Annotated in this window: 13 protein-coding genes; all 13 read right to left on the bottom strand. The window is 32.9% G+C overall.

Features of this window, described 5'->3' with window-relative positions:
* Positions 1 to 608: ATP-grasp domain-containing protein (locus RMR19_RS13840; RefSeq protein ID WP_310604084.1), on the bottom strand; the 608-nt coding region annotated here is incomplete at its 3' end.
* Entirely contained in the window at positions 605 to 1309 is a 705-nt protein-coding gene (locus tag RMR19_RS13835; RefSeq protein WP_310604083.1) for a metallophosphoesterase family protein, read from the bottom strand. The genes RMR19_RS13840 and RMR19_RS13835, both read right to left, overlap by 4 nt.
* Positions 1310 to 1316: 7 nt before the next feature.
* On the bottom strand, positions 1317 to 1976 hold the full coding sequence (locus RMR19_RS13830; protein WP_310604082.1) for an acetyltransferase: 660 nt from the start codon (positions 1974 to 1976) through the stop codon (positions 1317 to 1319).
* Between the two features lie 10 nt (positions 1977 to 1986).
* A complete protein-coding gene (locus tag RMR19_RS13825) occupies positions 1987 to 2871 on the bottom strand; it encodes an NAD-dependent epimerase/dehydratase family protein (RefSeq protein ID WP_310604081.1) in 885 nt (294 codons plus the stop codon).
* A 39-nt stretch (positions 2872 to 2910) separates the two neighbouring features.
* The gene (gene rffA, locus RMR19_RS13820; RefSeq protein WP_310604080.1) at positions 2911 to 4029 is read right to left on the bottom strand and encodes a dTDP-4-amino-4,6-dideoxygalactose transaminase; all 1119 of its coding nucleotides are present in this window, start codon (positions 4027 to 4029) and stop codon (positions 2911 to 2913) included.
* Between the two features lie 84 nt (positions 4030 to 4113).
* A complete protein-coding gene (locus tag RMR19_RS13815) occupies positions 4114 to 5685 on the bottom strand; it encodes a hypothetical protein (RefSeq protein WP_310604079.1) in 1572 nt (523 codons plus the stop codon).
* 71 nt (positions 5686 to 5756) lie between these two features.
* Positions 5757 to 6809 carry a UDP-2,4-diacetamido-2,4,6-trideoxy-beta-L-altropyranose hydrolase gene (pseG, locus tag RMR19_RS13810; protein WP_310604078.1) on the bottom strand — a complete coding sequence of 351 codons (1053 nt, stop codon included), beginning with the start codon at positions 6807 to 6809 and terminating at the stop codon, positions 5757 to 5759.
* Between the two features lie 49 nt (positions 6810 to 6858).
* Positions 6859 to 7995 carry a UDP-4-amino-4,6-dideoxy-N-acetyl-beta-L-altrosamine transaminase gene (gene pseC, locus RMR19_RS13805; protein ID WP_310604077.1) on the bottom strand — a complete coding sequence of 379 codons (1137 nt, stop codon included), beginning with the start codon at positions 7993 to 7995 and terminating at the stop codon, positions 6859 to 6861.
* Positions 7996 to 8026: 31 nt separating this feature from the next.
* Positions 8027 to 8485, bottom strand: coding sequence for a GNAT family N-acetyltransferase (locus RMR19_RS13800; RefSeq protein WP_310604076.1), 459 nt, complete (start codon positions 8483 to 8485; stop codon positions 8027 to 8029).
* A 50-nt stretch (positions 8486 to 8535) separates the two neighbouring features.
* The gene (gene pseI, locus RMR19_RS13795) at positions 8536 to 9564 is read right to left on the bottom strand and encodes a pseudaminic acid synthase (protein ID WP_310604075.1); all 1029 of its coding nucleotides are present in this window, start codon (positions 9562 to 9564) and stop codon (positions 8536 to 8538) included.
* A complete protein-coding gene (locus RMR19_RS13790) occupies positions 9554 to 10306 on the bottom strand; it encodes a glycosyltransferase family protein (protein ID WP_310604074.1) in 753 nt (250 codons plus the stop codon). Before RMR19_RS13790 ends, pseI begins: the two co-directional genes overlap by 11 nt.
* A gap of 13 nt (positions 10307 to 10319) precedes the next feature.
* Positions 10320 to 11246 (bottom strand): aldo/keto reductase, encoded by a 927-nt coding sequence (locus RMR19_RS13785; RefSeq protein WP_310604073.1) that lies wholly within the window; start codon positions 11244 to 11246, stop codon positions 10320 to 10322.
* A 34-nt stretch (positions 11247 to 11280) separates the two neighbouring features.
* Positions 11281 to 12015 carry an SDR family oxidoreductase gene (locus tag RMR19_RS13780; RefSeq protein ID WP_310604072.1) on the bottom strand — a complete coding sequence of 245 codons (735 nt, stop codon included), beginning with the start codon at positions 12013 to 12015 and terminating at the stop codon, positions 11281 to 11283.
* Between the last annotated feature and the right edge of the window lie 10 nt (positions 12016 to 12025).

Raw genomic sequence — 12025 nt, 5'->3', positions numbered from 1 at the left:
ATTATTGTATTCACTTCATCTTTACTAGCAAATAAACCGATCGTATATTCTTCTTCGCTATCTGCAAGATATTCTTGTATTATATATTCATCATTTGAATAAGGTAGATTTTCAAGTTCACCACGAGTAACTATATTTTTTATAAACTTAGAACCACATGAATTACGTAACTTAGCAATATATGTTTCACCATTGTCAGAAAACTCATCAAAAGTGAATGTTTGAGGTATATTATCAGGTACAAACTTGTCCAAATATTTCATTGTGTTTAACTTGTCTAAACAGATATCCAATACAGATTTATCTTGCATAATTAACTTTATATTATTGCTCTCAAATAAATCTATATTATCACTAATTACTTTTATTTCACTTTCGTTTACAGGTATAATATGCGTTATACCATAGCACTGGCATTTGCTCAGAAGATTTTGTATGTATTCTGGTGATACCGCCAAATCACTTCTCCAGAATACCTTGACTTTATCCATACCTACAGGAAATTCATTAATATCGCAACCATATATCTCATCATTTCCTTCTGATAATATTTTTAGAATTCCATTTGCCACATTACCACCAATAGCTGTTACTAATATTTTTCTCAATAAATTTCCCTTCTTTCAAGCACTTCTTTTAATTTTACAAGTTCCCTATCATAGTTATCAATCTCATTATATAATTCTCTAGTGTCAACATTAATATTAATAAATTTTCCTTCTTCTTTGTCTAAATCCAATAGATAAAATCCAAATCCTTTTCCATCTCTTGGTTGCCCCAATGATCCCGGATTAATTATTCGAGTATTTCCAACGCTACACTCAAGTTTAAAATGTGTATGCCCTAAAATTATATAATCAAAATCTCCATTAATTGCTTCCAATGCTTTCACATCTTTAGGATATAATCTCCCATTTAAATAATCTTCTGCTGTTCCATGAAAAATCCCTATTTTTTTATCTTGTAACATAAGTACTTTATAATCAGGTAGTGAATCTATACAATCCATTATTTTAATTGTACACTTCTCTACTATTGTTTTATAACTATGTCCATAATTCTCAACATATTTATCAGGACTCTCCTTCCCTCTAAATATATTGACGGCATATTGATCATGATTTCCCTTCAACCAAATAAGTTTTTTCAATCTACTCATTGATTCTAATATTTCCAATTGACCATAATAATAGCCAAATACATCACCGCAAAAAATTACATAGTCATATTCTAGCTTCTCTAATTGCTTAACGAATTCCCTGTAAGAATATTGATTCCCATGAATATCTGAAAAAATTACAATCCTCATATTTCTCCTATACGAAGTCTCTACTCGTTTTTCCCTCTAAAACTATGCTTTTACTAGGCACTATTACCTGCCCTTCTTTAACTTGCTGTGACAAATATGCATTAGCACCCAATAAAACCGATGATGGGATATTAATATTATTTTTTACAGTTGAGCTAATTCCCAAAAAACAGCTATCCGATATATTAACGAAACCTGCTACCGAGACATTTACACTCAAGAAATTAAAATCACCTATAATATCATCGTGAGCTAAAACAGACGAAATAAAGAAAATATTCCCATTACCTATAACGCAATTAGGTCCAACTATAGCGTTCTCCAAGAAAATATTTCCACGCCCAATTATAGCATTTTTGCTTATTACAGCTGTCGAATGTATATAATTTTCAATATCATACCCCATACCCAAACACTTATTATACAAACGTTCTCTAATAGAATTCATATCAGTATATCCAATACCCATTATTACTGAGTATTCTTCGCTATTATACATCTCTATTAGATTATCTATATTAACTACTGGTAATCCATTTCTTGTGTCTTCCGTAATATACTTCTCCTCGGCTGCGTATGCAACAACTTCTCTGCTTGCATCTTCTTCTATATAATAACGAATCGTATCAGAATAAGAACTGTTACCTATAATTATAATTCTTTTCATAATATTTTACCTACTCTTCTTCTAAGATCCATTTTAACGTCTCACTTATTTCATAGACAGGATAAAAACCAAATGTTTTTTTTGCTTTATCAATTGAAATACGCCATTTTACCTCATCTTGACTATCATTTCCTTGACAAACTATTCTTGAACTTGATTCAGCTTGTTTAATGCATAATTCGGCTAATTCTATATTAGATATCGAACTGTGACTGCATAGATTATATATGCCTTGTGGTTTTTCTTTTAAGATTTGTAATATACCTTTACTAATATCTCTAACATCTATATAGTTCTGCTCTCTTGTTCCCATCCCTAATACTGTAATATCCTCATTCATCTTACTTCTCTTGGCAAATACAGATAGAATAGTATTCGTGCACATTCCACCCCCTATTGGTGATGATATTCTAACTATAGTTTTTACCATATCTGCATTACAACAGTTATTAACTATATTTTCTCCTGCTAATTTAGACGAATGATATAGTGTCATTGGATTTGTTGGATGTTCCTCTGTAATAGGCAACACCAAAGGCATACCTATTACAGGAATACTTGACATATATACAAGTTGTTCTACGTTCATTTTATTTGCTAGTTCACAAATATGAAGAGTTCCAGCAATATTAGTCCGTATTAATTCTTCATCATTATCAAAAGATATATGCGCTGCTAAATGAATGATTACATCAATACAATCCAGCTGATTACTAACAGAGTCAACAAATCCACTACTACCAATATCGGCCTGTATGTATTGAATATCTTCTTCTCCTTCGTAATTACACTTTCTTCCTATACCAATGATATTAATATCGTTACATCTATACAATTCCTTTAGGATATACCTACCTATAAATCCATTAATTCCTGTAATACAGACATTCAACATCTAAAACCTCCTTTCGTACTTCTTATATATCATCATCTTTTAGTCAATTAATGATTTTAATGTTTTAACCACCTTTTCTTTTTCATATTCTGAAAGTCCATAAAACATAGGTAAACGAATCAACCGTTCACTTTCTTTTGTTGTATACCTATCACAATTACTAAAACGGCCAAACTGCTCTCCCGCAATTGATGTATGTAACGGAACATAATGAAACACGGCCCCAATACCTGCTTCTTTCAATTTCATTAGAATTTCTGTTCTATGCTCTAAATTTTTAACTTTAATAAAAAACAAGTGTGCATTATGTTTACATTCCTCTGGTATATGTGGCAAGTCTATACTTGTAAGGTTTTTCAACTCGTTATAGTAATAATTCCATGTTGCTATTCTATTATTATTGATTTCATCTGCTATCTGTAGCTGTGACCATAAAACTGCCGCATTAAGTTCACTTGGCAAATAAGAAGATCCAATATCAACCCAACTATATTTATCCACTTCACCTCGAAAAAACCTCGAACGATTCGTTCCTTTCTCTCGTATAATCTCAGCACGCTCAATATACTTATCATTATTTAATACGATAGCTCCACCTTCACCCATCTGATAATTCTTAGTTTCATGAAAACTATAGCAACCAATATCTCCAATCGTCCCTAAATATCTATCTTTATAAGTCGACATAACGCCTTGGGCTGCATCTTCAATTATTGGTATATTGTACTTCTTTCCTATCTCAACCATTTCATCCATCTCACAACCTACACCTGCATAATGTACTACAATAATAGCTTTTGTCTTTTTTGAAATTGCTTCTTCAATATATCTTTCATCAATATTCATTGTATCCGGTCTTATATCTACAAAAACTATTTTTGCACCTCTAACAACAAAAGCATTAGCTGTTGATACAAATGTATAGGATGGCATTATTACTTCATCACCATGCTTTATATCAAGTAACATTGCCACCATCTCAAGCGATGCCGTACATGATGTAGTTAATAATATCTTTTTTGCACCAAACTTCGTCTCCATCCAATTACTACATAATTTAGTATACTTACCATCTCCCGAAATCCTTCCCGTTGATATACACTCTGTCACATATTCTGTTGCTGTTTTTAGATCTATTGCCTTATTGAAAGGAATCATAAAACACCTTCTCTCTTCATATGTCGTCTGTTTATCTTATTACTATAGTGTCAAATACATGAAAAGTTAACACCATTAACTCTATTAAATTTCCCAATCTAATATTTTTTGATTTTCACATCTTTCTACTTCTTGCAACATTTCTTTTACATAATCACTTAAGTCCGTTTTAGTAAAATTATTATATAATTCAATTACTTTCTCCCTCTGACTCATGCAATATTCATGATCGTCTATACATTTAAGCGTATCTTCTATTAGTTCTTCCATTGTATTGAAGCACATTTCTGTACCTAATATAACTACTGCATCTCCCTCATTTAAGCTAATTACTGGTATTCCTAATCCACAAGCCATGAGAACTACACTTCCTCCACCTAATCGTGGTGGATTAAACATCAAGTTACATATACCAATAACATCTAATAAATCATCACGGTATCCCAACATAACACACTGATTATGCAATTGTTCTATTAAGTTTTCTTGAACTTCCACTGGAATTTTACCAACAAAAACAATTTTGTTTCTCTTATTATTCGCAACTAAAGTTTTTAACGTACTGATAACTTCCTCTGTTATCTCAAACTCCAATCGATTTCCGGCAACTATGATAAGAAAATCCTCTTCTTCAGCTCCAATATCATTTCGCTTTAAACTCCCTGTATATCCTTCTGTGAGATTTCTAACCGGTTTTAAGTATAATGGTTTCTGATTTTTGCTAACTAAATATTGCTTTTGTTTAATGATATCATCTGTCATTATATCGCTACAATTAATCATATAATCAGCATTAGAAATCGCATATCCTGCAGCGCATGGCATTGATATAGTCGTAGTCATTTGCCCAATGAAATCACCCACAATACTTTCTCCACCAATATACCAACACATAGCTGGCTTCATATTATATATTGTTTGAAACAAGATCTTTATATACTCCTCATTCGTGTCCTTAACTGGAAGAAAGTATATTGGAATCTGAACACCATATTCATCATTGACTGTATTCCCCTCCATATCCTGACCATATGGGATAGTTATATTATACCAAAGACCAAGAATATCATTGCTCACTACTGTTTGCATACATAATACTTGAATATCAAAACTATAATCTCGCTTCAATAATGCAGCAATTCGATATACAACATCAGTCGGCGCATGTCGAGAATTTAGTAACTGATTTGTAATAATTACAATTTTCTTTGGATTTCGGTCACTTACAGGTATCTTTTCAATATCTATCTTAAGCTTCTTCTTATACTGCTCTAACAATTCATCATATAGTCTCCTCTTTTCTTCATATACATAACTCTTGCTATTATTACTAAACGCTTCTGCTATTAATTGAAAATTCAGTGCTATTTTAGAGTATATATCCATGTCAACATCAATTAGCCATGTATACAATCGCTTTATTATTTCATCATCTCTTGCAACTTCCCAAATTATAGAATATATCAAGCTATAAAGTTGTGCGTCATCTTTAAATTGGGCATCAATATAATTATATAATTTATTCGTTTCTCTATTATCGTATATTATCTTGTAATTTTTCTTTAGATTTATATATGTATCAGATTCACAATCAACTAATCCATTTTTAAATTCTCCAATAAATTCACTTATACACTTTAACAATTCATTAAACATTCAAATCCCCCTCTATATGTATTTATCCATTAACACATATCTTTCCTCATATTATTGCCTAGTAGCTATCCTCATATTTCTCCAGCCACTACCTCCGCCAATCTCCGTGCCCCATTCCCATCAGCAACTTCCTGCATTCTCTCTGCTATTCGAATTCTATAACTACCATCAGAACAATATTTACCAATTGCACCAACTATTCTTCTCCACAACTCCACTTCACCATCTCGAATATCCCCACAATAGCTACCTACTCCCAACTCCTCAAATCCTTCTACCCCAGCCAACTGGTTGTCTGCAAATGCATATGTAATCATTGGCACACCACAAGCACATAATTCATACATCGTTGAACCACCTGCTGTTATAGCAATATCACAACTCTGCATGATTTCTGCCATGTTTGTAACATTGTAATGAAGAATAATTTGCGGATATTTCGAAGCTAACTCATTAAGAATATTTTGATCCGCATTAAACTTACCTACTATTACATGGAATTCCATTTCGTCAATGCCATATGTATTTTCTTTTCCTATAAGATATTCTTGTTCCAAATATCTAAGGAACTTGCTCGCTACATGACAAGAATCAGAGCCTCCTGTTGTTAACAATACACGTTCAACCTTTTCTCTTGGAGTAACAACGACTCCTCTGAATTCCTCACGCAACGGTGCATACTTACAGCCTAATATATATTCTGTTTCTTTGCAATTACCTTCCGTGGAATAGTTAAGTTTACTGGCATAGTTATTGTAATTGATAAGAACATCAACTGGATATGGAAACGTTGCTAAATCATCAAGATAATATACCTTTGTATGCTTTCTTAACTGCAATAAATAATTTTCAGTAACAAAATAGCTATCAATCAGTATTCGGCCTATATCTCTATCCTTGATTAATTCAATGAGTACTTCCAATTCGCTCTCTAAGTTGTCCCACTGCGAATTCAAGAAAACAATAGAAAATCCGTTTGCTTCAATCAACTCTTTTGCCTGTAAATCAGCAGTGATGAAGGTAACTTCCTTCCCTAATTTCGTAACTTCTTTTGCAATGGACATACATCGCATTACATGTCCTGTTGCTATCGTTTGATTCGCGTCTGTACGGATATAGAGCATGTTTGTTACCTCCATCATCAATTTTTCAATCCTATAATTAATACTCACACTAATTATTGTTTGCAACTGTTAATTTATTAACCTGCTCAATTACATAATCTTGCTCTTCTAATGACAAATCTGGATACATTGGAATGCTAATAATTCTTTCATAGAAATCTTCCGCCTGTTCACACTTCACCTGCTCGTATCCATGCTCTCTATAATACGGAAATGTATATACTGGAATATAATGAACATTAACTCCAATACCAGCAGCTCGTAATCCCTCAAATACCGTTCTTCTATCTACATTATTAACTTGGATTACATATAAATGATAGCTGTTATTACAACCTTCCATTTGATAAGGTATCACAATATTCGGATTCTCTGCAAATGCTTGGTCATATCGTTTTGCAATCTCTCTTCGCTTCGCTACAAATGCATCTAATTTTCTCATCTGCGAAATCCCAAGTGCACATTGCACATCTGTGATTCTATAATTGTATCCTAAATCAATCTGTTCGTAATACCATGGTCCTTCGTCTTTAGACAACAATTCTGAATTTCTTGTAATTCCATGTGTTCGAAATAACATAAGTTTCTCATAAAGCTCTTTGTTATTCGTCATAATCATACCACCTTCTGCTGTAGTGATATGCTTAACTGGATGAAAACTGAATGTCGTCATATCTGACATACTTCCGATTTTACGACCATTATAATCTGCCCCTAAAGCATGAGCTGCATCCTCAATCACAAGCAAGTTATGTTCCTTAGCAATTGCATGAATTGCATCCATATCACAAGGTTGTCCCGTATAATGAACTGCAACGATAGCCTTTGTACGCTTCGTAATTTTTCTCTTAATATCTTTAGGGTCTATATTATAAGTAATTGGGTCAATATCTGCAAAAACTGGTGTTCCGCCACAATATAATGCACAGTTAGCAGACGCTGCAAATGTAATAGGTGTTGTAATTACTTCATCACCTTCACCAATTCCAGCTGCAAAACATGCTGCATGTAATGCCGCCGTACCATTGGATATTGCTACTGCATATTTTGCACCTACATAATCAGCTACACATTGTTCAAATTCTTCCACTTTAGGTCCTGTTGTTAAAAAATCAGAACGTAGGGTTTCAATAACTGCTTGGATATCTTCATCATCTATGGATTGTCTTCCGTATGGGATATACATAAAATCAGCTCCTTTAATTATAGTAAACTTATCACTTTACATATTTAACATATTCCAAGTGATTTTCTTTTTCTTTTTTTTCATACATACAATGCTCAAATACTTTTTGAGAAGCAATGTTATCACATTTCACCTCTCCAATCAGTTCCTTTATCTGCTTACCTTTATACAATTGCTCAATTTCAATAAGTTCAATTACTTTTTTGCCCAGACCTATTCCCCTAAATTTATTGTCAATACTATAGCTAATATATGCTTTCGTACTATCATATCTCATTCTCAATTGCCCCACTGGTATCATTCCTAAGTATACAATAAAGATATTTACTTCTTCTGATTCTAATTTATCCTGACACCATGCCACATGTGTATCATATGAAATTGGCTCTGAACAAAAAGAGTTTTGTCTACTTTCTGAATCGTTCGCCCACTCATATAGTAGATCAATATCTTCTTCCGAAAACGCTTTAACGCTTAATTTGTCTTTCATCATTGCACCCCATTTTTATAAAAGCTAGCACGTTAATGCTAGCTTCTAATCTATTCAATAATTCCATACTGAATCGGCGTTCCTCTTTCAATATCAACTCTTGCATGTTTTCCCAAGATATCATTATAATATTTCGGTTTTAATCCATATCCCGGTCTAATAACACGTACATTATCTGCAGTAAACTCCTCACCTGCTTTTATATCTTTAACTGCGAATATTGACTTTCTAAATTTCACATTTTCTTCTTCTTGCTTAGCAGCTCCATATTTAACCTGACCAATCGCTTTCTCAACAGTGCGGATATCTCTAACCATTGATGCAAACTCAGCCACTTCCATAGAAAATGAAGCATCTGGATTATCTACATCTCGGCTAATACAAAAATGCTTTTCTATTATAGATGCTCCCATCGCTACAGCTGTAACTGCACCTAGCGATCCCATAGAATGATCTGATAGGCCTACTGGAACATCAAAAGTTTCTTTCATATTAACCATTGTTTTAAGATTCATCTCATCTGTTATGGCTGGATATGCACTTGCACAACGTAATAAAGCTAATTGATTATTATTTTGTCTGCGCACCACATTAACAGCATCTTCGATTTCTCCTAAAGTAGCCATACCCGTTGACATTATAATCGGCTTTCCTTTTGAGGCAACATATTCAATTAATGGAATATCTACAAGTTCAAAGGAAGCAATTTTATAAAATTCCATTCCTATACTCTCTAAAAAATCTACTGCTGTTTTATCAAAAGGAGTTGAGAAGAAGTCAATTCCAACTTTATCAGACTCTGCTTTCAATTCAGCTTGCCATTCCCATGGTGTAAATGCTTTCTGATACAAAGAATATAAATTCTCACCATTCCATGTGCCACCATCTATCTGAAAATACTTGTTATTACAGTTCATTGTAATTGTATCCGCAGTATAGGTTTGTATCTTAATACAATCTGCTCCTGCCTCTTTCGCTGCATGGATAATTTCTTTGGCTCTTGAAAGGCTGCCTGCATGATTAGCTGACATTTCGGCGATGATGTAAACTGACTTATCACTTTTATTACTATACTTCATCTTTTTCCCCTCTATACTCTACTTTCTTCTGCATTATTTCATTATTAATCATAGCCCATTCTGGATGTTTTTTATATGCCATTAGAATATCCTTATAGTGAAATATCCTATTCTTATCGTATAAAACTTCATATATAGAAAGAATAAGTTTTTTATCTTCTACTGTGTCCATCGTCCACCGCAATTCTGAGTGATCATCTTCCTTACTTTTCACTCTTAGTGAAACAAACTCGTCACTGTTTTTATATAAATATGGTGTAACATGTTCAAGACATTCCATATCAGATGCTTCATCATGTGCTCTTGTCAAGGCAGAAAATTTCATAATTTCTACTGCCATACCAATAGGAAGTCCTTCACAATAATACAAATAATCGATTTTTTCCTGTCCTATAAATACATTCAAGGCTTCATCAATAATTTCCGAATCAATCAATGCATTATCTCCCGTTAAACGAACAACAATATCTGTAGAATACTGATTTGCACATTTCCAAAACCTATCCAATACATTAAGTTGGCTCCCTCTGTAATATGGGATACTATACTGATTGGCAAATATCTCAACCTCATCATCTTCTTTTTCATCAGAGGTAGCAATAACAACATTATTAATTAAAGAACTTTGCTTAACTCGTTCAACAATATGCCATAACATTGGTTTCCCACATATATCTGTTAATATTTTTTTTGGTAATCTACTTGAAGCCATTCTAGCTTGAATAATTGCAACAATTTTCATCGAATCTCCCCTATCACTTCAGATTCCAAGTTCTTGGATCAACTATATTTTTATCAATACACTTACTATAAGAATGAATGTTTTGTATTTCCTCATTAGAAAATCCAACTGCATTCTTTGACATATCGATATTTTTTATTAATTGCTCTACGTTTTCGCAGCCAACTATAAAATCAGTGATAGCAGGTTCATTTTCAACAAAATACATAGCTAATTCTGCCACAGAGATATTTCTTTTCTCCGCCACTTCATTTATCCAAAGCAAATGTTTTTTCACTTCATCATTAAAAACATCTTGTACATTCATTAATAAAAGCCCCTGCAAGTAAATACTTCTTGCATATATTGTGAATTTTTCACTTGCGTGTGATAGTAAACCATCTTCTTTCCAACGATAACAATCCAATATATTAAATGGAATTTGGATAATATCTATTAGCTCTGGTAGTTCCTTTAATATATAATGTAACTCATCAGGTTCATAAATTGATATTCCTATTTTTTCAATAGTTTTCTTGTTCTTCAGTTCAATCAATTGTTCCAATATTTTTTTATCTGTACACTGTTCAAATCGATGCAAATAGATAGTATGTAGTTCATGGTATCCCAATCTTTTCAGACTCTCATCTAATAAAACAACTAAACTATGCTTCTCTATCTCTATTGGCAATTTAGTACATATATCAAAATAATTCCCCGTCTTTAGAGTATAGTCTCCAATTGCTTTTTCAGAATCACCATAAGAACTTGCTGTATCCAACATGTGAATACCATTATTATATGCATAATCTAGAATATCATAAGCCAGCTCTTTGCTAGGCTTTCCTGTCCTATTATTAATACCATACTCTAGTCCTAACTGTACTGTTCCTAATATCATATCAATAACCATGCCTTTCTCATACCCCGCATACTTCGGACTGCAAGTACAAAGTTGCATGCGAAAAATCTCAAATTTTCACATTATTTTCTCCTCATATATATTGGCCACAATCAATTTGATACACTTGTCCAGTTATATTATTAGCCATATCACCTGCTAAAAATATAACTAAATTGGCTACTTCTTCTGGTTTCGTCAATCTACGTATAGGGCATTCGTCCAATACTAGTTTTTTTATCAACTCACTTGTATTCTTCTGACCATCTGTATCAATATAACCTGGAGCAACAATATTACAATTAATATTATACTGTCCCAGTTCTTTCGCTATTGTCTTTGTAAACCCTTCAATTCCTGCTTTTGCAGTTGAATATGCAAGACTACCTTCTCTTCCTCGCATTCCATTTATAGAACCTATATTAATAATTTTCCCAAAGCATTGCTTTATAAAATGATCACATACCGCTTTAGAGTAGTTAACCACTGGATACAACACATTATTTATTGTATAAGAAAAGTTAGCCATATCCAAGTTCTTTAGCGAACTATCTTTTGCACTAGCCGCATTATTCACAAGTATATCTAATCCACCAAAATGTTCTATACATTTATTTACCGCTTCAATTGCCTGTAAATAATCCGATGCATCTGCTTTTACTGAATAGATGCTTTCACCATATTGTTGCTGTAACAGCATTGCATTTTCTTCACTATTTCTATACGTAAAGCATACTTTAGCACCTTCTTCAATAAATTTACTTACAATCACTCGACCGAGCCCAGATGCTCCTCCAGTTATAAAGACAATTTTATTTTTTATAGACATTCTATTCCTT

The sequence above is a fragment of the Anaerosporobacter sp. genome (assembly GCF_031551385.1).
Taxonomy (GTDB): Bacteria; Bacillota; Clostridia; order Lachnospirales; family Lachnospiraceae; genus Anaerosporobacter.
The sequence above is the reverse complement of the archived record's forward strand: the minus strand, read 5'-3'. Positions and strand labels throughout refer to the sequence as shown.

Bases quoted from the DNA above. Each gene is read 5' to 3' on its own strand.
- RMR19_RS13835 (WP_310604083.1), bottom strand. From the start codon at position 1,309: ATGAGGATTGTAATTTTTTCAGATATTCATGGGAATCAATATTCTTAC.
- RMR19_RS13830 (WP_310604082.1), bottom strand. From the start codon at position 1,976: ATGAAAAGAATTATAATTATAGGTAACAGTTCTTATTCTGATACGATT.
- RMR19_RS13825 (WP_310604081.1), bottom strand. From the start codon at position 2,871: ATGTTGAATGTCTGTATTACAGGAATTAATGGATTTATAGGTAGGTAT.
- rffA (WP_310604080.1), bottom strand. From the start codon at position 4,029: ATGATTCCTTTCAATAAGGCAATAGATCTAAAAACAGCAACAGAATAT.
- RMR19_RS13815 (WP_310604079.1), bottom strand. From the start codon at position 5,685: ATGTTTAATGAATTGTTAAAGTGTATAAGTGAATTTATTGGAGAATTT.
- pseG (WP_310604078.1), bottom strand. From the start codon at position 6,809: ATGCTCTATATCCGTACAGACGCGAATCAAACGATAGCAACAGGACAT.
- pseC (WP_310604077.1), bottom strand. From the start codon at position 7,995: ATGTATATCCCATACGGAAGACAATCCATAGATGATGAAGATATCCAA.
- RMR19_RS13800 (WP_310604076.1), bottom strand. From the start codon at position 8,485: ATGAAAGACAAATTAAGCGTTAAAGCGTTTTCGGAAGAAGATATTGAT.
- pseI (WP_310604075.1), bottom strand. From the start codon at position 9,564: ATGAAGTATAGTAATAAAAGTGATAAGTCAGTTTACATCATCGCCGAA.
- RMR19_RS13790 (WP_310604074.1), bottom strand. From the start codon at position 10,306: ATGAAAATTGTTGCAATTATTCAAGCTAGAATGGCTTCAAGTAGATTA.
- RMR19_RS13785 (WP_310604073.1), bottom strand. From the start codon at position 11,246: ATGCAACTTTGTACTTGCAGTCCGAAGTATGCGGGGTATGAGAAAGGC.
- RMR19_RS13780 (WP_310604072.1), bottom strand. From the start codon at position 12,015: ATGTCTATAAAAAATAAAATTGTCTTTATAACTGGAGGAGCATCTGGG.